This window comes from Bradyrhizobium sp. UFLA05-125 (genome assembly GCF_059803515.1).
The window spans coordinates 1-20,577 of the sequence record NZ_JBANBJ010000058.1; the positions used below are offsets into that span (position 1 = coordinate 1).

The 20,577-nt window shown below is 54.9% G+C and carries 18 protein-coding genes and 1 tRNA gene; 8 read left to right on the forward strand and 11 right to left on the reverse strand.

Annotated elements, in window-relative coordinates; translation table 11 throughout:
* The first annotated feature begins 292 nt into the window (after positions 1 to 292).
* Positions 293 to 505, forward strand: coding sequence for a DNA-directed RNA polymerase subunit alpha C-terminal domain-containing protein (locus SO156_RS33895; RefSeq protein ID WP_498537831.1), 213 nt, complete (start codon positions 293 to 295; stop codon positions 503 to 505).
* A gap of 423 nt (positions 506 to 928) precedes the next feature.
* The gene (locus SO156_RS33900) at positions 929 to 2,797 is read left to right on the forward strand and encodes a DUF6946 family protein (RefSeq protein ID WP_498537807.1); all 1,869 of its coding nucleotides are present in this window, start codon (positions 929 to 931) and stop codon (positions 2,795 to 2,797) included.
* Between the two features lie 159 nt (positions 2,798 to 2,956).
* On the opposite strand, the gene SO156_RS33905 is transcribed toward SO156_RS33900, so the two are convergent.
* Together SO156_RS33905 and SO156_RS33910 are read right to left on the reverse strand one after the other, a co-directional pair.
* Positions 2,957 to 3,718, reverse strand: a complete 762-nt coding sequence (locus SO156_RS33905; RefSeq protein ID WP_498537808.1) for a hypothetical protein — start codon at positions 3,716 to 3,718, stop codon at positions 2,957 to 2,959.
* A 275-nt stretch (positions 3,719 to 3,993) separates the two neighbouring features.
* Entirely contained in the window at positions 3,994 to 4,230 is a 237-nt protein-coding gene (locus SO156_RS33910; protein ID WP_498537809.1) for a hypothetical protein, read from the reverse strand.
* Between the two features lie 464 nt (positions 4,231 to 4,694).
* Between SO156_RS33910 and SO156_RS33915 the strand changes: the two genes are divergently transcribed.
* On the forward strand, positions 4,695 to 6,260 hold the full coding sequence (locus SO156_RS33915) for a hypothetical protein (RefSeq protein ID WP_498537810.1): 1,566 nt from the start codon (positions 4,695 to 4,697) through the stop codon (positions 6,258 to 6,260).
* Complete coding sequence (locus SO156_RS33920; RefSeq protein WP_498537811.1) at positions 6,244 to 8,550, forward strand: hypothetical protein; 2,307 nt, start codon at positions 6,244 to 6,246, stop codon at positions 8,548 to 8,550. The genes SO156_RS33915 and SO156_RS33920 overlap by 17 nt, the downstream gene beginning before the upstream one ends.
* A gap of 15 nt (positions 8,551 to 8,565) precedes the next feature.
* Here the strand turns inward: SO156_RS33920 and SO156_RS33925 are convergent, their stop codons facing one another.
* Genes SO156_RS33925 through SO156_RS33940 form a run of 4 tightly spaced genes read right to left on the reverse strand, consistent with a single transcriptional unit; the run spans position 8,566 to position 11,324 of the window.
* Positions 8,566 to 9,225, reverse strand: coding sequence for a hypothetical protein (locus tag SO156_RS33925; RefSeq protein ID WP_498537812.1), 660 nt, complete (start codon positions 9,223 to 9,225; stop codon positions 8,566 to 8,568).
* An 8-nt stretch (positions 9,226 to 9,233) separates the two neighbouring features.
* Positions 9,234 to 9,947: a hypothetical protein gene (locus SO156_RS33930; RefSeq protein WP_498537813.1), complete on the reverse strand. Its 714-nt coding sequence runs from the start codon at positions 9,945 to 9,947 to the stop codon at positions 9,234 to 9,236.
* Positions 9,948 to 9,963: 16 nt separating this feature from the next.
* Complete coding sequence (locus SO156_RS33935; protein WP_498537814.1) at positions 9,964 to 10,680, reverse strand: hypothetical protein; 717 nt, start codon at positions 10,678 to 10,680, stop codon at positions 9,964 to 9,966.
* Positions 10,677 to 11,324 (reverse strand): hypothetical protein, encoded by a 648-nt coding sequence (locus SO156_RS33940; RefSeq protein WP_498537815.1) that lies wholly within the window; start codon positions 11,322 to 11,324, stop codon positions 10,677 to 10,679. The genes SO156_RS33935 and SO156_RS33940 overlap by 4 nt, the downstream gene beginning before the upstream one ends.
* Before the next feature lie 741 nt (positions 11,325 to 12,065).
* Between SO156_RS33940 and SO156_RS33945 the strand changes: the two genes are divergently transcribed.
* Positions 12,066 to 12,272 carry a hypothetical protein gene (locus tag SO156_RS33945; protein WP_498537816.1) on the forward strand — a complete coding sequence of 69 codons (207 nt, stop codon included), beginning with the start codon at positions 12,066 to 12,068 and terminating at the stop codon, positions 12,270 to 12,272.
* Between the two features lie 284 nt (positions 12,273 to 12,556).
* Positions 12,557 to 13,732 carry a radical SAM protein gene (locus tag SO156_RS33950; protein ID WP_498537832.1) on the forward strand — a complete coding sequence of 392 codons (1,176 nt, stop codon included), beginning with the start codon at positions 12,557 to 12,559 and terminating at the stop codon, positions 13,730 to 13,732.
* 304 nt (positions 13,733 to 14,036) lie between these two features.
* On the opposite strand, the gene SO156_RS33955 is transcribed toward SO156_RS33950, so the two are convergent.
* Together SO156_RS33955 and SO156_RS33960 are read right to left on the reverse strand one after the other, a co-directional pair.
* A complete protein-coding gene (locus tag SO156_RS33955; protein ID WP_498537817.1) occupies positions 14,037 to 15,029 on the reverse strand; it encodes a class I SAM-dependent DNA methyltransferase in 993 nt (330 codons plus the stop codon).
* 129 nt (positions 15,030 to 15,158) lie between these two features.
* Entirely contained in the window at positions 15,159 to 16,775 is a 1,617-nt protein-coding gene (locus SO156_RS33960; protein ID WP_498537818.1) for an anti-phage dCTP deaminase, read from the reverse strand.
* Positions 16,776 to 16,849: 74 nt separating this feature from the next.
* Here SO156_RS33960 and SO156_RS33965 point away from each other — a divergent pair, with 74 nt between their 5' ends.
* Positions 16,850 to 17,029, forward strand: coding sequence for a hypothetical protein (locus SO156_RS33965; protein ID WP_498537819.1), 180 nt, complete (start codon positions 16,850 to 16,852; stop codon positions 17,027 to 17,029).
* 302 nt (positions 17,030 to 17,331) lie between these two features.
* Here the strand turns inward: SO156_RS33965 and SO156_RS33970 are convergent.
* Positions 17,332 to 17,421 (reverse strand) — tRNA-Ser (locus SO156_RS33970).
* Positions 17,422 to 17,619: 198 nt separating this feature from the next.
* Between SO156_RS33970 and SO156_RS33975 the strand changes: the two genes are divergently transcribed.
* A complete protein-coding gene (locus SO156_RS33975; protein WP_458151348.1) occupies positions 17,620 to 17,970 on the forward strand; it encodes a hypothetical protein in 351 nt (116 codons plus the stop codon).
* A gap of 91 nt (positions 17,971 to 18,061) precedes the next feature.
* Here the strand turns inward: SO156_RS33975 and SO156_RS33980 are convergent, their stop codons facing one another.
* Together SO156_RS33980 and otsB are read right to left on the reverse strand one after the other, a co-directional pair.
* Positions 18,062 to 19,525, reverse strand: coding sequence for a trehalose-6-phosphate synthase (locus SO156_RS33980; RefSeq protein ID WP_458151347.1), 1,464 nt, complete (start codon positions 19,523 to 19,525; stop codon positions 18,062 to 18,064).
* A 239-nt stretch (positions 19,526 to 19,764) separates the two neighbouring features.
* On the reverse strand, positions 19,765 to 20,574 hold the full coding sequence (gene otsB, locus SO156_RS33985; protein WP_458151346.1) for a trehalose-phosphatase: 810 nt from the start codon (positions 20,572 to 20,574) through the stop codon (positions 19,765 to 19,767).
* Between the last annotated feature and the right edge of the window lie 3 nt (positions 20,575 to 20,577).

A 20,577-nucleotide genomic window follows, 5' to 3' on the forward strand; every position in this document is an offset into this window, starting at 1 on the left:
CATTTGCTGGCAAATCAATTAGCAAACTATCGCAGCCAAGCTCGCCGCCCGGAAGGCGGCCCTCACCGGAGGCTTACCTACTACCTGTCGTTCACAGCATAGCACCAACGGGGGCCATCGCTGTTGCTGGTCGTAGTCGGGCCAGCTTACGGAGAGCCGAATTGGCGCTCGCTGCACCAAGTCGTTTCGGTCGTGCGCGCGACACGCATTGAGCCGTTGCAAAAACAGTCTTCTGTAAGGTCCATGTAAGGATCCGATGCCACTCAGTAGAAGTCGATTTTGCGGTTTGCTGATGCTTGAGCCCTCGAAAGATTTGCCGGATTCCGTCAATTTGGGCGAAGTGCGGCTGCCCACGCGGATCAGAAATGTACTGGCGCTGCACGGATTCAGAACAATTGGTGAAGTTCGATCGGCTTCGGACAAGAGTCTGCTGAGCCTCCCCGATTTAGGTCCGAAGTCTGTCGCACACATTCGTAGCAGCTTTGGCGTCGATAGCCACACGTAGCGAGAAATTAAATGCGTGTCGCGTTACTATCGCACTCGTTCTGCTCCGCCAACCTACTGCGCGGAAAAGCTGTACTCGCCGTACAATCCGAAGGACTTCAAACAGTGGGTCAACGTGTGCAGCAAGTGCGAAAGGAGCACGCGTACGACCTGTTCGACATCTTGCCGACTAAGCGGCGCGCCGGTGTGGTCTGGCTCTGCCAAGCCTGGAGAGCCTCCGCTTGAGTACCTCTTAATGGTAGACGCCAGACCTACCGCGCGTTCGTGACGATCGGCATCATGCAGCACCGAACGCCGCGAGGAAGACAATGGCACTGATCACCTCTTGCAGCAGCCGATCCGTCACAACAGCAAACCCGGCGCCGCTCAACAACTGGCCTTGGATTAGATAGCGGCAGCGCCTATGCGCCGCGAGGGGGGGCAAATGGGAAGGATCTACGTACCAACTTGTTGCCCCCAAAGCTGGCAAGCTCTTCTCGCTGACCCGGAAAAACAGTGGCGCACCGGCTACTCCGCACGAACACTCGCGCATTGCTGGGAAGCTGCAAACGGATTGCCGCCGGAAATCGCAGAGCTATTTGGAGGAGACAGCGAGTTGCTCATTGCGATCCCAGAGCACAAGGCGGCATTGGGCGATGCAGGACGAGAAAGCCAGGCGGACGTTTTCGCTTTAGTAAAGTCAAATAATCGCACCATCGCTGTTGCGGTCGAGGGGAAAGTCAATGAGTCGTTTGGGCCCACCATTAGAGATTGGTACCTGGATCCATCTCCTCGAAAGCAACAGCGGCTTACGTTTCTCTGCGATCTGATCGGAGTAGAATGCCCACCTCCGGGTGACATCCACTATCAACTATTTCACCGCGCTGCGTCAGCAGTAATAGAGGCCGAGCGCTTTAAGACAGACGACGCGGCAATGGTCATCCACTCCTTCTCGCCAGAGGACAAGTGGTTCGATGCTTATGCCTCGTTTCTCAAGCTCTGGTCGCGGTCGAATGTTATCAGTGGGAAGGAGCCTGCCTTTGCGATATCTTTCAATTCCGGCCTTTGGTGCCGGATCGTGACTACCTTCGAGCAGCAAAGGCAGCTAATGAACGGTAAGACGCAACAGGAGAGTATGCAGAATATTTTGTCCGGTTGCTTGATGCTGACTGCACTGGGCGTGGTCCTGGTGATTGTCGGCGTTGTTGGACTTGGGATCTACAAAGATGGATTGAGGCCAGTTCCAGCTGGAGAGATGCAATATCTCGAGCAAAACTGGCAGATTCGCCAAGCCAGTCAACGTGTCGAGGCCTTACAAAAAAAGGTGCTGCTCGCCGGGGACCTTATATTATTTGCGGCTTTGGTAGCTTCGATCCGGTTTCGGAATGAATTACGAAACTTCAGAATCCATTATTTTCGCTTCTCCACAACCTTGATCCTTTTCAACACAATTGCTTTTCTCCTATCTCTTGCGAACCTTTCCACTGGATTACCCTTTGTATGGTTACTTTGGCTGTGCCTCTTACCAATAGCCTCTGGATTCCTCCTGTGGAGAGGCTCGCACTTCATATATCGACAATCTCGCTCGGGAACCCAATTTTGGCAAACTCGCAAAGTTCGGAGGCGAGAAAGAATGATTGCGGCTGCTTCGCGATACCTGCAAGATCCGGATGCAGACGTAAACTTGTTGAAATATGGAGAGCTCCCTGAATGGTTGAGTCTGAGGTCGATTTGGAGATCGATCAAGCATAAAGCGATCGCAACGTGGAAACGGGGCAACATCCTAGTAGCAGGGGGCGTTGCCTCCATGGCGCACGATCGCTTCGTCCGTTATGTGTTGCTGTCTGCTGCACTCATTTGGTTGTCGTCGGCTCTGCTAGTGGCCCTCGAACCCCGGCCTTCCGCAGAAGATGAACTTCGCCGCGCCCTAAGAGACAATTATATTAGAGGTTTCGTATATGAATGGAAAATCGATTTCGGTGATCCTAGAGAACCAGTTTACGACACTCATGCCTTTATCTACAATCGTATCCGAGAAGTCCTTGCAGAACATAAGGATGCTACGTTGTTGCTCTGCGCGGTCGTCAAGGTTCCGAAGGAAATGGGGCAGGATGATGTGAGTAGGTTGACGACAGGATCGGTCAAAGCTGTTCGGGACAATCTACAACAATTACCGCCTAAGTTCGAGGAGCGCCAAATCGCCTTTGGGAACGCCAAAGTTGAACAATCTACAAGTAGTAGATGGGTGGACATTGGGGTGGGGGTAATCTTTCAATTGCAAAAGCAGGGCGGCGAAGATTGCGCAAAGTGGTAAACGTCGCACATTCACAAAACCAGAATTGCGACCCTGTTAACTTGGTGTAGACGGCTCTCATCGCATCGATTGCTTTAGATGGTTTGAGCCTTTCACGTCATCTCTCTGGGCTCCGGTCGCCAATGATTCAAACAATCGATCTCGCGGCTCGATGGTGCCTCACTTAGCTTGCGCGCATTGCGCATCAATTGAGTCCCTTGTCTTGTTAAGGTCTTCGATTGCAACCTTATTGGATTTGCCAGCTATTTTCTTCGTCGCTTGCAATGACATCGACATTAGTTGCTTGATATTTTGCTTCTCCAAATCCTTATCGAGCCAATCAGCTGTCGCCGGAATTAGGATCGAGCCTGTAGTGTAAATTCGTCCGGCTAAAACGATCGGCGGGGGAGCCGCGCCTTTGCTGGCCGCCGCCGCGATCAAATCAGCGAGGGCCTTGATTTGAGAGATCGCAATCCCTTGAAGATCAATATCACCCTTGATGAGAGCTGCGGCAAGATCGACTTTTAGACCGTTTGAATTATTCAAAAGGGCTTCGGATATATTCTTGTCTGCCGGAGAAAGCGAGAGAGTGCCAATTGCTTTCTTGGTGTATTCCTCCAAAAAGAATGATACGCCCAGTTGAACAAGGGCGACGTAGACAATTTTCTTCTTATCATTCGCGATTTGGGGCAACTGAGCACTCAGCCGATCTTGCTCTTCTTGATACTTCTTGAGGAAAGAACCATACACCTGTTCCTTCACAGAATCATAGGTGTCAAATTTCGCGCTCAAAGTGTTAAACAGCGCACCATCGCGAAAGTCCGCTGCAGCCTTACAGTCGGCGAAAACGCCGGCCGGTGTGATAATCGCAGCGCGAGCGCCGGAGTTTATAAAGCCGAGCATCAGAACTACGCAAAGCGTCTTAAAATGGCGAAAGCTCATAAGACCCTCTTTACCGTTTTGAGAGAACTCAACGTGCCATACGGGTTAGTTGAAGTAGAGGCTATAAAAGAGGTGCCGCTCTATGAAGTGGCGAGGAAAAGTAAAATGCCTCGATGATGTTTTCTATATTATTGTTAGCCTCCTGTCACTGCTCACCGCCGCAACACGCTAGCCGGTTTTTGCTGCACCCCGGCATCAACGCGGTTCACGCAGCGTCCGGACGTGGCCGCGGGACTCTCGACAGCGTGCCCCGCCGTCTTCGATGATCAAGCCTGTTATGGCCCGGGATTGTTGTAGCGCCTCGACGCGGTTGGTGGCGGTGGCGCATGCAGCAAAAGATGAGTTTCGCTGCCTCCACCAATTTGATCGTCGCGGGTCCTTCTGGCCAGCTCGAACGTCAGGTCGTGCAGTTTTTCGTCGGCCAATCGCGAGTCGGTGGCACGATGCAGCACCTCGTTTCCGATCGCGGCGCGGTGAATAGTCACGCGCGATCGATCGTCGTCGCCGACCATCGATCTCATTGTGCGACCGAGTTGGCCCGCCTTCCGCGGCGAGCGGAGCTGGCGAGCATCGTCCATCCCCGCGCTTAGTCAGGAGTTGCCGGAAAGCCCAGCATGCCGAGCGAGACAGCATCAGCCTTCAGTCCTATTGGCTAGAGCAGCAGTGAGACGACAAGATTTTCACGGCGCGAGTGGCTGTCCTTCGAAGGAACGGCACGTGACGCTTTCCTTCATAGCTTTTTGAAGAGCGTCCAAGACCTGCGTCCCGAGCTTGCGATTCGCAAGCACGGATGAAATCAAGAGGCTGGACAGACTGATCATTCCGGTTCACCTTGATTTTGCCAAAGATGGCGACCCCCGTTACGGGGAGCACGGCGCTAACTTGAACAGGATGAGCTCAGTTGTATTATTGTCCAGACGGTTATCTCGGGCAATAGCAGTTTCTCGGTCAATAGCAGCGAAGATCCTTGGCAAGAATGAATACGCAGGACCCGCTTTGGAAGGCACACGCTTCTTTGGTTGGTGTCGTTACGGCCGCAAGGGAGAGGTTCGGCCTAACATTGCCAGCAGAAACTTCGTCGGCTCGTACAGACACGCCGGCACTGTCGTTCTTTCCGTTGCCCGGTGCGGCGGACGAAGCCGATAGTTCTCTCACTCAGACGGCTGAGATTTTGATGACCCAAGTATCCAGTCAGAGACCGCGACAGGGTCTGGATTGGGTCACGCTGGAAGGTGTATTCGCTTCTGGAAGGTCGCGTGGGCTTGTGGTTGCTTATGGGGATCTAAGTACGGCATGGAGTCGTGAATTTCTGGACACCTTGCGAGCTTCAGCGCCTCGAAATTTGATCGTTCTCGACAGTTCGAACGAGGTTCCTCGAATCACCGCGAAGGTGAGGGAATATTCGTCCAGAAACGCTAGCCTGATCCAACAACTCCAAGCAGTCTGCTCCCAGTTACAAGTCGCAGACCTTTGTAAAACACAACTAGAACGTATCAAGCTTCAAACCGAAGCTCGCAAGATCCTGCTGAAAGTACCGGCGGCGCCAGTTCTGGATGGCGCGCGAGAGGCTATGAAACAAGACGCGCTTCCGAAGTTGCTCGACGATTTGAGGGACATTGTTAATAAGGCCGCCGACGACGGTGGACCAATTTACGAAGCTGCAGAAGGCTGGATTGGACGGTTGTCACATTTAGCTGTGCGAGACGATCACTCCGAAGGATCTCATGACGGGATCGAGCCCACGATTATACCGCCACTGTTCGTGGACGAGTTGCGATCCAAGATATTTATCGCCGCACACGACCTTGGCAAGCTCCTACAGACGGAAGAGCAACGGAACCGCGACCCTAAGCTAGGAGCCGTGCTTGATTATTCGCTAGTCTTTCGAAAAGTGTCAGAGGTGACAACTGGACTCAAAACGCAGTTGGGACCAGCAGGTTTCACCGGTTCAAGGCCGACACAACCAAGCCTTTTTAGCGCATTTCGAATCGCTGTCCGCTATCCGCAGCAGTTCGTTGTCCCAGCAACCATGCTAGTAGCCCCGATCTTGGGTGCGTTTGGATTTAACACTGGATCCGCGAAAATCCGTGCGGCGTTGATCAGCGCAGCAGGCTTGCTGCTTCCAGTTCTGCTGGTGATTGCTCATAATCGTGCGCGTAAAGAGGCGAGAGGGGCTGCGCGAGACGACCTTCAGGCTGCGCTGCGCTTCGCTCGGACGGAAAGCAAGAAGATGGTCGCTAAAATCGGTGAAATCTTCAGGAATGCACTAGAACAACACTTTAAGTGCCTGGAAACCAGCGCTGAAACGGCTCGGAAGCGCACGCATCAGAGTGAATCGGCTCGACGCCAACGAGAATTTTTGCGAATTTCCGCCGACGTTGAATCTGCACAAGAAATCGGAAAGCGGCTGGATGATGAAATCAATTCGGCTTCTCGAACTGTGGTCTCGATAGTTTCGCAAATTGAGCGCAATTTAAGTTCGAAGATCGTTGAGAGATCTCCGCTTCGCCCGCTAGGGTCGAGAAATGAAAATCGGGATTGATCTTGGTTGGAATGAGTGTCGCGTCGGGTTCATCGATGGACGCCGATTCCAATTTGTCACAGATGCTAATCACGCGGCTAGCCTGGTGACGATTCCCATTGTTGCTTTTTACGACCCGGAATCAAATGCAGCTCAAGGCGCGCTGGTGGGTCAACTGGCAGCTGGGCTGGCCGACGAATTACCTGAGTTGAAGGTATGTCATGCCATCGATCAGGCATCGGCGGATGACCCCTCATCGCTCAGCCTGCTACTGACGAAACTCCACCGTGATATCGTCAGAGGTGGTTTGGACGAAATCGGAGTCGTTTGCGCTATCGATGCCGATGTTAGCGATAATGCACTCGGTTGCGCGGCCCTAAGCGCTGGTTTCAAACAAGTACAGCGCATAGACCGAGCCGTTGCAATTGCCCTGTCTCATGTCATTGCGAACGGTCCGCCTGCCGAACGTGAGTTCCTCGTATTCGAAGCAGGTTTTCATCAGCGAGTTCTTAGTCTGGTACGCGTCGAGGAGGGCGGGGATGCTCCTGCTGTGCACCTTCTTGGGGCAACAACTACTGTCCGCAAGCCGCAACGATTTGTAGGTGATATTCTGTTCGGATCATGGGCAAGTATATTTGCGAACACTAGCGCTCTGGAACTCGAGAGTTTGTGGCGTAAATATAGGGACGGTCGTGCCATCCTGCCAAGCACCTCAAGTAACGGGACTGTAATCTCGGCCCTGCGCGCCAAAGCTCATATTTCTGAAATCCTTCGTGCAGACCTCGAGGCTTGTTCGCGCAAAATTGGCGTAACTTTCCCGCTAGAATTACCCGTCCTTCTGAGCGGACCATTTGGTCTCGAAGCGAACTCGCTCGTTTCTGCGCTGCCGTCAACGGACCGCACGTCTATTGCGTTTGGATGTTCGATAGCGACAGAAAGGCACCTTTCGGCTGTTTCAGCTGATCCAGACCTCGTTCAAACAATTCGAAGCAAGTTTTCTTCTCTGCCCATCAATGATGGCTCGGTGTTTGCCAGTGTAGACCGTGGGCCGTCGACGGAGAACGACGTTGTATCACCAGCCGCCGAGGACTTGAAGGACGACAGAACAGCGTCGGGTTATTTACTAGGTCACACGGACTCGCCGGAGCTTGGGATCAAATTAGCTGGCAAAATCCCATTATCGACAACAACGCTAACGAAGCTCAAGCAATCCCTAGGAGATCGGCTTGCGCTACTGGAGAATCATTCTGAATCAGACCGTCCTGCCGAAGACACCTACCTGATTATCGGCCCAGACCGACTACAGGAAGCTACAAGACACATCCTCGACTTCTGTGGTCCGAGCACCCCGCTGCGCATTGGCTCAGGCTTCCTTTATTTGATGGTTATTGTCGCCTCCGCCCTGGCGTTTCGATCATCGATACTCACTTGGTTGCCTCCACCCCCGCCCGCCGCTCCGGTCACTCGCGCCTATTTGAAGCCCTACACAAAACCCTCCTATGCGGTCCTCTATTGCGAAAAGGAATGGGACTGTCAGGCAGTAACCTATTTTCACGCTGTGCACGACTTAACCAAGAAAGAGGGGCTTTGCTATACCTATTTCCTTGTCTACTTTCTCGACCCAGTTTTCGGATTTTCCCCCGATCCCAACGTTAGCCTATTTGACTCCAGGCAACTTCCGAAGCCCGGATACAGATTTATGGATAGCAACATTTCGATTGATTACGTCGAAAAGGCGGAGCAACTAAATCCTCGTTGCATTTTGTACCGAGTCGAGAAAGACGGCGCCGGCATTAAGAAGGTGCCAGCTGTTTCGAGCAATTATCCAGATGGAAATGTAAAGGATGCATGGATCGTAAATCCCTATGACGACAACACCTTGCAACGGGAGGGAAAAACTGGAGCGCCTTTCGGGAAGATCATCTTGCAAAAAGTCGGAAAATTCGATGGAAGAACTCCCCTTACGGGCCACTTTCAATTTGATCTACCGACCAACCTTTACGCCAAAGCGCCTTCCTGCATGGATGTCGCCGTGGCTGGAGTGGTATTCGCAAGGGACGGAATACCGACAAATGAAGACATTGAGTCTGTCGTGAACGATCCGAACCTCTTAAGGCATTTGATATTCGTTCGCGTGTACAAGGTGTTTGACGCGCCGCATCCAAACGATTTTCAAGCGTACGTCTCAGTACAAAGTCTCGATTTCGAAGGAAATGCGTCGGTACGTATTCCCGATTCCAGTTTCGCCCCACTTATCACACCCAACGGGAAGGTGGTTTTGTCGGGCACTTGCCCCAATACGAAACACTGACCGTTTGGTCCGCTCTTAGTCAACACCACTAAACGAATTGATCAATACGCTTACAGAGTGTGTAGCGGCTTCCGCCCCAACTGATACGTCTCTACAGGCTGCTAACACGGCGTCCCTGAGCTCGCGCAAAGCATCTAGGATCTCATCACACAATCTCTCGGTTTCAGACATAGACGTTCCCAAGTCGGATAGTGCGGACCCGATCACACCGCTGGCGACGCGGAGCTCTTCTTGCAAATGCCGTCCATGCTCCTCGGCCGAGCCTAGCAGCTTCTGCTTCACCTCGGTCAGCCGGTTATGAAATGACGTAATCAAATCGGTCAATTTGCTTTCTAGCTGCGGCTCGAGTTCTCTGATCGGATGCGCAAATAACTCATTTAGCTTCTCGTGAAGTTCGTTCGTCATTTCGGTAACGGAAGCCAGGTGGTCATGGGCGCTCGCAATCGTGAAATCCTCCCGTTCGCTAAGGGCGCGTAACGGGCTCATGAGAACTGGTCCCAATTCGTCGACCTGGTCAGAGAGGTGCTGAATTTTACTGACGTCGGCACTGGCAACCCTGTTCGCAATTTGATGAAGTGCTTCTGCACGGGAAATAAGCGAAGTACATCGCTCGTCGATGTCTCTGGTATTCTTAATGAGCGATTGAAGACGTTCTATCGTTTCCTTGGTACTCATCTTTGTTCCTATAAACCTACTTCCTCTTTCAGCTTCTTAACCCTTTCGAACTCGCTTTTTAGCTCGTCGACAATTGGTTGAAGGCTCTTGATCACAGGAGCGAGAAGATCATTGCTTGAGCGTGTTTTAGATGCGCTGTCTGATAATTTCTTAGTGATCCCTTCAATGATGTTGTCGATGAATTGAGCGAGCTGTTGTGTTAGCGGCATCAGCACCTGCTCCCTTTCTTTTTGAATAGATGCCAGCAAATCCTGAGTCATCGCTTGCAACCTGCGGCCGATTTCCTCGGAGACCTCGTGTTGGAAAGCGTCGCAAATATTGTTGACCGTCGACTCCAAATGCTCGGCTTGATGATGGAGAAATTCATGAACCTCAGCCTGCGCGCTATGCGCCGCGCTTGTTACTTCATCATGCGCGGTATGTATCGCTGACTCTAGCGGCTCCGTCAGCATCGAAAGTTCCTCTGTTACGCCGTCTAACTTTTCTTGAATGGCTGCGATCGACGTGTGCGCATCGGCAATCTGTGGAATAGCTTGAGTAACCTTATCAGAGAAGTCATGGAGCAATTCTCCCAGCCGATTTGCATCGGCCTCGATACGATGGGCCGACTCCAGAATTAGAGCATCCGCCTGATCCACAGTGTGAACCAAGTTAAGGAATCGATTCGTAAGTCCCGCTAAGGCTTCAGCCAGTTCGTTTTCCAGCCCCTCGTGTTCCGGCATCGCAAGCCACCATCTTTCATAAGCCTCTTAGGGCTCGAAGCTCTTCTTCGATTAAGTCCAGCATTTTTGAAATGAGGATGATCTCTGGAAGGTAGGGACCGATGAACGTTGTGATTTGCGCTCCCAACTCGGTAACAGTGACTGTCTCCTCGAGCTGACTGAGAAGCCGTTCGACGACGACGTGAACAACCTCGTTGACAGCCGAAGCGCAACGCTGCCGTACTCCATTTTCAACATCGTGAAGTGTGCCTGAGATGATATCCGTCAATGCATGCTGGTATGACGAGAGTGCTTCGATGGCTGAGTGCTCGACGGTCTCTATAGATCCGATGACATGCCTCTGAGCGATATCGACTAGCTGTTGACCAAGCAAACTGACCTCATGCACGGCGCCCGTCTCTAGTGTTTCCATAATTCCGAAGAGAGACTGTTCAGCAGTTTCCACTTGGTGATCTAGATCATTAAAATGATGGTCGATCTGATCATGAACTTGGTGAGAAAACTGATCTACGTCGAGAGCAGAAATGAGCTGTTCAATACCCGCCTCTGCAGACTTTATGGCGCTCATCAACTCACCGGAATTGCGCTCGAACTCAGATGCGGCTGCCTTCACAAGAGTGCGAGTTTGGACAATTTGAGCCGCTAGGTCTTCCCCTGCATGTAAGGAATGATCATGGACCGCCCCCATTACGAGGTTAAATTCGCGGACTGCATCATGCAGTGATGTGTTCACGCCAATTTCTCCAGCGTTGCTAAGATTGGTTGAATCGGCGCTATGATTGCTTCAATCCGCTTGAGAACACCTAAGACAGGACCGACGGAACTTTCGACATTCGCCGTGAAGCGCTTCAGTTGATGTACTGTGCCCCGCAGTCCTGCATTGAAGCTTTCAATGTCTCGATTAACCGCCTGAATAGTGGAGGTGGCTTCTCGAACAAATAACTCCTTGGTCTCATCAGCGCGGTGGAGCAAATGGTCTTCGCCGTTTGCAAACGCATGTTCGACTTCTTCAATTTGTCCAAGAGCATGATGAGCGAATTGCTGGGCTCTATCGGAAATCTGATCAAGTGTTCCGTCGAATTTTTTGAGCGCCTCCTGCGATTTGGCGTGAGCGTCTTCCTCCGCGGCCTGCAATCCTGCGGAAACTGCGTCAAACGGATCATGCAAGGAAGCAACGAGGTTGCCAACGTCTCGCATGGTAGTCGACAGCGCGCTTTCGAAGTCTAAGAGTTGTTCGACGGTTTCAGAGTCCATATTGGGGTCTAGCAGAGAGACGAGACCTTCGAGCCGGGTTAATGTGGCTTCGACTTTGTCTAAGGACCTCGACGCCACTGCTAAGCAATCTTCTGCTTCCTGCAACAGCGAAGCTTCGGCCATCTTGAAGAAATCCTCTTTGATGATGCTAAATACCGGCAAGCTACAGGATCAAATGTAGTTCGTCGTACACATGATGTCACGGTTTTTCGGCGATCGTAGCGGGCAGCAATGATACCTGCCTCCGAGAAATCAGGAGCAAGGGTCTATTGTGGCTGCGCTTTTCAAGGCAACGCGGCCGATGACGGTTGCGGAGATCGAAAGCCGTGAGGCACGCCAACGTCAAGAACGGGCTTGCCGAGATATACAAGGACGGCGAAGTCGAACGGCTTACGAGTGGCGTGTACCGGCTGCCCGATCCGCAGGGCGAACTGGATGTGAAAGGCATCAATGACGCCAAGAACGTACCATGCGTACTAGGTGTGCCAGGCGCGCTAACCGGGCTTTGCCCATGTGCCGTGAGGGGCGCGCCGGGTCGCGGGGCCTCTGCACCAGGTTGTGTACCTTCCTTACGTTCTGCATGCTCCTAGCACGCGTAGCACGCGGCATACGGTCGCAACGTACCACGATGCCTTGCAGCGCCAACGGCGGTTACTTTGCCGATTTTGCGCAAATCAAAAGTATAGGGCAAATGTGGGATCTGTCGGAGTCCAGCGCCGAATACGCGTCGATCCGCGAGAACCCGCTCCTTGGAAGCCGCTGGGATCGCGGCCGAGAAGCCGCGGCCTAACCTGCGCGGGTTGGACTTGACGATCGTGAAAAATGTGCGACCATAGGTTGTTAACAGAAGGACGGGAGATAGCCGTGGCGCGCAATCCGGTCAAAAAGCCGAAAGTGAGTCTAATCGTCTCAGACGACAAAGACATCAAGTTGAAGGTCAAGCCCGGCAAGCTGCATGTCGTGCAGGTGGAAACCATCACTCCTGATCTCAAGAAGGCCGGTCGTGTCGGGGCTCGACTTTGCGGGTACGGCACGGGAATGTGCCTTGCCATCATCGACATCGACAAGTGAACGCACGACGCCGCCTGCAATCGTCTCGCTATAACTTCTGCGTTCCGATCGGCGATGACAGCGTGCTGTACAACGCCTGCACCGGAACCTCCATTCGGCTGTCAGGCGCGGACGCGCGGGAGCTTGCGCGGCTACTCTGCGGTTCTCCGCGGAGCGTGGCCGCAAAGACGATTCCGCGTGCGCTTCTTGCCACTCTGCGCAGGGGAGGTTTTCTCGTTGACAAGGCCTTGGATGAGCTCGTCGTAATCCGCGAGCGCTATTGGGCTGCGCGCGGCCGGACCCCGATGGTTCTCACGCTTACGACGACGCAAGACTGCAACCTTGGCTGCTACTATTGCTACGAGGAAAGAACCCGCGATGCTCTGGGCGAAAGCGCCGTTCCAGCGATAGTCGGTTGGACCCGACAGCGCCTAACAGCGTCTCGAAAAGACAGCCTTCACGTCGACTGGTACGGCGGCGAACCGCTCCTCAACATCGATTTCATCGATGCAGCGTCCGGGCCGCTCCAGGCGCTCTGCGCAGAAATCGGCGTCAGCTACTCCGCCTCGGTGATCTCGAACGGGACATGCTGGCCCGACGACATTGCCGGATTCGTTCGGCGGCACCGCATTCGGCAGGTGCAGATATCTTTCGACGGGCTCAAAGCGAACCACGACAAGAGGCGGCGATATCGAAAGGGAAGGGTGCCTCCGTCCGTGTCCTCGTTCGAGCAGGCGGTCGCAGCAGTCGATGGATTGCTCGATGTGGTACGTGTGGACCTGAGGTTCAACGCTGACCACGGAAATCAGGGCGATCTGGAGGGATTCATTGCCTTCTGTAGAGATCGAGGCTGGTTCGACAGACCGTTTCCATGCATCTTCCAGCTCGCCCGAATATCGGACTTTTCGGAGCGTGCCGCATTCCTGAGCCGCACGAAACTCTCGGAGCAGGAGTTCGAGAGGCTACGGGAACGGTCTCGCCAAATGGTCCCCCAAGAAGCGATGTTGGACGAGACAACGACCCGCTCGCTCTATCCGCTGCCGCGGACCTCGGTGTGCGCCGCTCTGGCCGACGACTCAATCGTGGTCGGAGCAGATGGCAACCATTACCGGTGCGGGCTTCAGGTAGGTGAGACGAGCCGCCCCGTCGCCGTCCGCGGCGCCGGGGGCGAGATGAAGCCCGGCCGCGATGCCGATTGGTGGACCGCCTTCGATCCGACGCTCCAGCCGAATTGCAGCCGTTGCTCGTTCCTGCCGGTCTGCTGGGGCGGCTGTCCCAAAAATCATCTGGAGGGCAATTCGCATTCCCTGCATGAGCAGAGCTTGTACTGGCGCAAGGCTCTGCCGCAGAAGATCGCTTGGCAATTCGGTGTCGCCCTTCAGGAGAGCGCCTTTAGCTTCACCGAAGCCGACCAGTTCCGGTCGACTTCGCTCGAAGCCAATCTTGCATGTACTGAAAGAACCTGCAGGACCAGCTTCTGACGGCCAAGCGGAGTCTTACTACAATCGCAGTGAAATCCTGCAGCTCGATCGTCCCCTGTCGCACCTCAGCACATGGGCGCGCCGACGAGACGATAGTGAAGCGTCAGGTCGTGTTTTGTCCCACGTTTGGGGAGCGAAACCCTATATCTCCCCTGCACGGGAATTTAGTGCGCCTGCTGATCGAACACCGGGAGGATCTCCCCTAGCATGACCTCGACTTCATACATCGAGTCATCTTCAGGATCCTTCAACAAGACATCCAAACGGCCGCCCGAGGCCTGCTGCCGTTCCTTTGCAATAAGTTCTAACTCCCCCAGTCCAAGACAACTTGGATTTTCAGCGATCTGCTTTTGTAGCCAGTACTCATCGAATCCTGAGCAACGGATTGAAAATGCCTCAGCAACTTCGACTTCCCTCCAAATGGAGGATTGGCCAGCACCAAGTCGAAGCGGTCTTTGTTCTGGATGTCGCTGATGTTCTCGGCGAGGGTGTTGATGTGGATGATATTCGGCGCCTCAATGCCGTGCAGGATCATGTTCATGATGCCAATCACGTAGGCGAGGCTCTTTTTCTCCTTGCCGAAGAATGTTTTCTCCTGAAGCGTCTTGAGGTCTTTGGTCGATAGCTTGCCGCGCTCGTGGGTGAGATATTCAAACGCCTCGCACAGAAACCCAGCCGAGCCACACGCGCCATCATAAATGCGATCGCCGATACCTGGCTTCACAACCTGGATCATGGCGCGGATCAGCGGACGCGGCGTGTAGTACTCGCCGCCATTTCGACCCGCATTACCCATGTTGCGAAGCTTCGCTTCATAGAGATGCGAGAGCTCGTGTTTTTCCTGCTGCGACCGGAAGCTAAGTTGGTCGACCAGCTCAAGCGCGTCGCGTAGCGAATAGCCGCTGCGGAATTTATTCTCGATCTCGGAGAAGATTTCGCCAATCTTGTATTCGATTGTGTTCGCGCCTTCGGCGCGGTTGCGAAACCCCTTCAGGTAGGGAAACAGCTTGTCATCGACATACGCGATGAGGTCATCGCCGGTCTTGGCCTTGTCGTGGTCGAACGAGCCGTCTTTTTTCTTGGGCGCCGCCCACACCGACCAGCGGTGTTTTGCGTCGATAATCGGCTGGTATGTCTTGCCCTCCAGCTCGGCCTTCTGCTCATTAGCCCGCTCAAGATCATCAAGATACTTGAGAAACAAAATCCAAGAGGTCTGCTCGGTGTAGTCCAGTTCCGTGGCGCACCCCGCCTCCTTCCACAGAACATCGTCGATATTCTTAAAAGTTTGTTCGAACACGTATTCGGTCCCCCATTTCCGATGTTTCTACTTAAATACCGACAACCAGTCATCATCCGTATGATGGAAGTGGTTCGAGAAATAGCGCTCCCACCCGCCCTGTCCGGTCCAAATACGGGCAAGGGCACATCATTCTGACTGAGGTGCGGGAGCTTGCGCTGTACTGGCGGTAGATGTCCCCTCTTCCTCAAACTGTGGCTGCAATGAACCGAATAGCTCGAACCATTCCAGGTTTTCGTTCTCTAAGTAAGCCGTAGAAGCCAGCTCAAGCATTGGCGAGGGCGGCTGATTTAGATAATGAACCGCGGCTCCGCTGCGGCTCTTGCGCCTTCCTTTCTGAAAGATGTCGCGATAGCGGAGGGGAGAAATCCCGAGGAATGGCAAAAAGGACACTTTCCCCGCCGTGATCTTCTCAATCTCAATTTCGTTTTTGTGTAATTCCTTTGCGCGGCTCTTAGGATAAGGCTCCAGGTAGACAACACACTTAATTCCCGCGGCGAGGATGTGCTTTGTGCAATTGTGACATGGAAATGTGGTTACGAACAGATTGCTACCCTTTACGCTTCGCCCTAGCCGGGCCGCATCACAGATCGCGCACATTTCAGCGTGAACAACTCGTCCGAACTCTGTCAGATCGAGCACGGCGCACCTAGCCAGTGGACCGTCCTTCCCCTCGGTGCCAGGCGGCTTCTTGCGGGTGAACTCTTCGACCATTTCAGCAGGGTTCCCCACCGACATTGCCTTCTCAGACAGTAGTCCCGCCTCACTCATCTTATCAAAAAGCTCTCGCAGGAGTTCTGTCTTGACGAGATCATTCGGATCGTACCCCAATCTAACGTCGCGAAAATCAGGTTGCTCAAGGTCCCAGTAGGTGCCGCCGAGAGCCTTCGGAACTTCGTTACAACCCTGCGTGATTAGTTCGCCATCATCGGTAAAAATTGCTGCGCCCACTTGGCGTGAAAGATCACTAGAGCGCAGCGAGGCTGATTTCGCTGCATACATTCCATATTCGGCTTTCGAAGGCGCGATGTCAGTCCGACCAAAAAATGCTTGGATGAAACGAGTGATTTTTTCTTCCATCTCTGGACGAGATAGCCCGTCAATGAAAACGTCGGCGAGGTGAAAAGTCTCGCGAACGTTCTGGCCAAACTCCTCGTCGTCTTCTCTGGCGTCCTTTTCAATGAGTTCGAGTGCTTTGCAGGAAATCTCATAAGCTGGAGTTGCTGGCGGCAAGCTGCGCTGGAGACGCTCTTCCAGCAATCTCTGCCGTTCTTCAGCGGAGCCATATGCAGAAATTAGAACGAACTGCTTGCCATAGACACGACGCAACAGCATGGCTTCGTCTGGGCGTTTTAATTGCCGCACTACATACGCTATGGCACGGTCGGCTATCTTATTCCGGTCGCCCGATATTCTCTCTCGCTCATCGCCGATGGCGCGAAGTGCAATCCGCGCCATTGTAGAGAAGTCGGAAAACTCCTTGCAGAGCGCATTCGCGTAGTTGATTTTAAAATTTACTTCAGTGTAGAAGTTTTTGTCGGAAGGGACGGTGACAGGGTATCGTTGAAGTTCGTAGCGCTCCTCCCTCAACATCTCTTTCGTCAGGTGTACAGTGTGTGGCTCGTACCCGACAGCACGGAGTGCAGTTGCCAGGGTTTCGCAAATAGCCTCAACATTGACCCCCATAGGTCCGACAACGCCGAACACAAGTTCCGGAAGGATTTTTTGTCGTGAAGCGGTCGCCATTAGGAACACAACCTTAGTATTTCAATTGTAGCGGTTAGCTGCGAGAGTGTGCTGATTCGCGCCCGGGGGAGAACATGGCAAAGGTCTCAATTCGCAAAGATGATTATGAGCGCGTCTTAGAAATAGCCGAACGCGCTGCGAAACGTACCAACTCAAGGGTTGTTGTCGCGACTGATCGCCTTGATCTCCACGAACCCGCTGAGCGGGATCGTCTCACCAAAGACGACGAAGGCGTGGCGGTGAAGTTCTCGTAAGAGGGCAGGCCCGTCTGAACTTACACAACCATCAGACGATTGCCACTAGCTCTTCGCTTTGCTCGCTCCTCGGTGCGCCGTCTGTGGTATGTCCTCCCGACATGCGCCACAGTAAATTGTCCGTCACGGCAGTTTGGGCAGACGCCCGCCAGAGCCCTTGAGAACGAACCCTGCTGCTTGCGGAGGCGTGGCCGCTAGGCCCGGTTACCGGTTGGCTATCCCTTAACGGGCCGCAAGAATGGGGGTCATTCCGGGGGTCAAGCCCGCAAAATCGAATATACATCAATTAATTCAATATGATATGGCGGAGAGAGTGGGATTCGAACCCACGGTACGGTTTCCCGCACACACGCTTTCCAAGCGTGCGCCTTAAGCCACTCGGCCATCTCTCCGGAGCGCCCTCTCTTGAAGGCGCGCCGCTGATTTTGCAAGGGACTGCGGGGCGATCGGTTCAAATTTCCTTAAGCCATTGTATTTCAATGAGAATATATTTAGCTCCAAAGCCTGGACGATACCCCCCGGGGTGAATCGGAGGCGGCTCTGGCGCGACGATTCACGAAAGCACGCTTCCGACGGACGAGAGGGACACCATGACGAGCTTTCGAGCCATCGCCGCCCTTGGCCTTGTATGCGCCGTCGTATGCGCCGTCTCGGTGATCTCAGCCCCGGCGGCCGCTCAGGTGTGCACGCGCCAGGGCGTCGAGGTCACCTGCGTTGACGGCCGGCGCGGAGTGCTGGCGGGCGATGCCATCATCTGGCCGGACGGCACGCGCTCGAGCGCATCGCCGCATCCGAGCGTGATCATCGGCAACAAATCATCGGTCCACGTCGGGCAAGGCGTGTTCGTCGGCCAAGGCAACGGCATGGTGCCGATGGACGATCCCAACGCGCCGAACAAGAGGCAGTGCGCGATTCTGGACGGCGTGTCCTATTGTTATTGATGCGCCTTCTTTGGCCTCAAAAGCCAATAGCGCAACAGACCCGCAAGGGAAGAGAGGGTCACGTGGCCCGGGCACGCCTCTCGAGACTACATCAGATCAGCCTCACGCCCGAGATCGCCGACTTCAGCCAGCGCAGAGCCTGGGGGGACTGCGCGGTCAGTGGCGCGACAGTGGGCTTCTCCGTCCGACTCTTCTCCAGCTCGGCGACGAAGTCGGCGGACCATTGCTGGATGGTGTGCCCGCGCAGCTTCTTCATCATCGCCTCCCAGCGCATCTTGCGCTCGGTGAGCGGCATCGACGCCGCGATCGCGATTGCGCGCGCCATGCCGTCGATGTCGTGCGGATTGACCAGCAACGCGGTGTCGAGCTCGTTGGCGGCGCCCGCGAACTTCGACAGCACGAGCACGCCGGGATCGGCCGGGTTTTGCGCGGCGATATATTCCTTGGCAACGAGGTTCATGCCGTCATGCAGCGGCGTCACCACGCCGACCTGCGCCGTGCGGTAGAGGCCTGCGAGCACGGCCTGGCTGAAACCCTTGTTGAGATAGCGGATCGGCGTCCAGTCGACCTCGCCGTGGCGCCCGTTGACGTCGGTGACGAGACGCGCGACCTCGTTCTGGAGATTGCAGTAGGCCTCGATGCCGCCGCGAGAGGGGTTTGCGATCTGAAGCAGCGAGATGCTGCGCAAGAACTGCGGCTGCTCGGTCCACAGGCGATCGAACGCGCTGATGCGATTGACGAGGCCCTTGGAATAGTCGAGCCGATCGACGCCGATCGCGAGCTTCTCGCCATTGAGGCTGCGGCGCAGCCGCGAGACGTCGGGATGCGAGATCGACTTCGCGGCATATTGCGCGAATTTTTCCGCGTCGATGCCGATCGGAAAGACCTGGCAGCGCGTGCGGCCATGCTTGGAGGTAACGATGCCATCCTCGATCGTCAGTCCGAGCTCCTGACCGACATACCCAAGGAAATTCCGGCAATCCTCCCCGGTCTGGAAGCCGATGAGATCATAGGCGAGCATCGCCTCGATCAGCTCGCGATGATGCGGGACGCCCTGCATCACCGCTGGCACTGGCCACGGGGTGTGCAGGAAGAACCCGACGGGATCCTCGAGGCCGAGCTCGCGCAGCTCCGCGCCGAGCGCGAGGAAATGATAGTCCTGCACCCAGAACGCGGTGCGTTCTTTCCGGAACCGCAACAGTGCGCGCGCCATGAAGGCGTTGACCTCGCGATAGCTGAGATAATCGCCTTGCGAGACGCGAATGAGATCGCTGCGCGAATGCAGCGCCGGCCACAGCGCCGAATTGGCAAAACCCTCGTAGTAGCCGCCGTAATGCGCCGCCGGCAGATCCAGCGTCGCCAGCGCACCGGTGCCGAGCGCTTCGACCTCGGCGAAGGGTTCCTTCTGATGACCATCCCGCACCCGGCCTGAGGAACCCACCCAGATCGCTCCGGAATGTTCCACCACGGGAAGCAGAGCGGCAGCGAGGCCGCCCGTCATGGGTTCGTTGGCTTTGCCGCGCGCGACGCGGTTCGATACGACGACGAGATTCACAGGGTCGTCCCCTCCTGTTATTCCGCCTCGTTTAACTGGCGTTCATCAATATGGTTCCTGTTCATGGTTTCAACCAATTGAAACCAAAATCAGGCGCGCGCGTCGGAACCGTCTTTTGTCCTCCGAAACGAAAATTCGACGCAAAGACAGTTTTCTGCGTTCCCTTTGCGCCGCAAGAATCGCGCGTGCGCACCGCGGTTCCGAGCCCTTTATGGCTCTGGCGTGGCGTTGCCTTGCTTTTACCTTGGATCACCGTCGAGCAGATGCGCGAGGAACTCACGCACATCACTGGGTGAGTCGAAATGACCATTCACGCCACGCGCGCGGCGTCCCACCGAGAATGCGAGCCCGTTCATGTCAGGCATGATCGCGAATACCGTTTCATCGGTGACATCGTCGCCGATGAACAGCGGACGGCGGCCCCTGAACGGCTCATGCGTCATCAGCTCGCGCACGCCGCTCGCCTTGGTGAAGCCGGAATGCTTGATCTCGCAAACGAACTTGCCCGGCAAAACCTCGATGGGTGCATTGGGCAGGTCGGCGCGGATCAGCGAGACCGCCGCGTAGATCGCCTTCTCCGCATGCGGGGCGAGACGATAATGCAGCGCGAGCGAGTAGCCCTTGTCCTCGAGCAGAATGCCGGGCGAGAGCTTTGCGATCGCGGCGAGGCGCCGCTTCAATTCCTTGTCCATCGGCGGGGCATGGCTCGCCACCGCCTCGCTGTCGGGCTCCAGCCTCATTTCGGCGCCATGGCCGCCGACAGCGGGGAATTGGTCCGGTGCGAAAATCAGATCGATGTCGTTGAGCGAGCGTCCGCTGACGAGCGCGAGCGCGCCGGAGGTCCGTTCGACGAGGCAATTGAGCGTCTTCGAGAGGCCGGGCGGCACCCAGACCTCGCGCGGCGTCGGCATCAGTTCGAGCAGCGTACCATCGATGTCGAGCAAGATAGCCGTCTCGCTGAGATGCGGCACCAGGGCCTGTGGCACCGGTACCGAGTCCGGCGTCTCGTCATCTTCCATGGTTCGCATGTCCATCACTTCCGAATTCATAGT

What these genes read in the sequence shown, in the direction of transcription:
- SO156_RS33895 (WP_498537831.1), top strand. Translation starts at nt 293, where the DNA reads ATGCTTGAGCCCTCGAAAGATTTGCCGGATTCCGTCAATTTGGGCGAA.
- SO156_RS33900 (WP_498537807.1), top strand. Translation starts at nt 929, where the DNA reads ATGGGAAGGATCTACGTACCAACTTGTTGCCCCCAAAGCTGGCAAGCT.
- SO156_RS33905 (WP_498537808.1), bottom strand. Translation starts at nt 3,718, where the DNA reads ATGAGCTTTCGCCATTTTAAGACGCTTTGCGTAGTTCTGATGCTCGGC.
- SO156_RS33910 (WP_498537809.1), bottom strand. Translation starts at nt 4,230, where the DNA reads ATGGTCGGCGACGACGATCGATCGCGCGTGACTATTCACCGCGCCGCG.
- SO156_RS33915 (WP_498537810.1), top strand. Translation starts at nt 4,695, where the DNA reads ATGAATACGCAGGACCCGCTTTGGAAGGCACACGCTTCTTTGGTTGGT.
- SO156_RS33920 (WP_498537811.1), top strand. Translation starts at nt 6,244, where the DNA reads ATGAAAATCGGGATTGATCTTGGTTGGAATGAGTGTCGCGTCGGGTTC.
- SO156_RS33925 (WP_498537812.1), bottom strand. Translation starts at nt 9,225, where the DNA reads ATGAGTACCAAGGAAACGATAGAACGTCTTCAATCGCTCATTAAGAAT.
- SO156_RS33930 (WP_498537813.1), bottom strand. Translation starts at nt 9,947, where the DNA reads ATGCCGGAACACGAGGGGCTGGAAAACGAACTGGCTGAAGCCTTAGCG.
- SO156_RS33940 (WP_498537815.1), bottom strand. Translation starts at nt 11,324, where the DNA reads ATGGCCGAAGCTTCGCTGTTGCAGGAAGCAGAAGATTGCTTAGCAGTG.
- SO156_RS33950 (WP_498537832.1), top strand. Translation starts at nt 12,557, where the DNA reads ATGGTTCTCACGCTTACGACGACGCAAGACTGCAACCTTGGCTGCTAC.
- SO156_RS33960 (WP_498537818.1), bottom strand. Translation starts at nt 16,775, where the DNA reads ATGGCGACCGCTTCACGACAAAAAATCCTTCCGGAACTTGTGTTCGGC.
- SO156_RS33965 (WP_498537819.1), top strand. Translation starts at nt 16,850, where the DNA reads ATGGCAAAGGTCTCAATTCGCAAAGATGATTATGAGCGCGTCTTAGAA.
- SO156_RS33975 (WP_458151348.1), top strand. Translation starts at nt 17,620, where the DNA reads ATGACGAGCTTTCGAGCCATCGCCGCCCTTGGCCTTGTATGCGCCGTC.
- otsB (WP_458151346.1), bottom strand. Translation starts at nt 20,574, where the DNA reads ATGAATTCGGAAGTGATGGACATGCGAACCATGGAAGATGACGAGACG.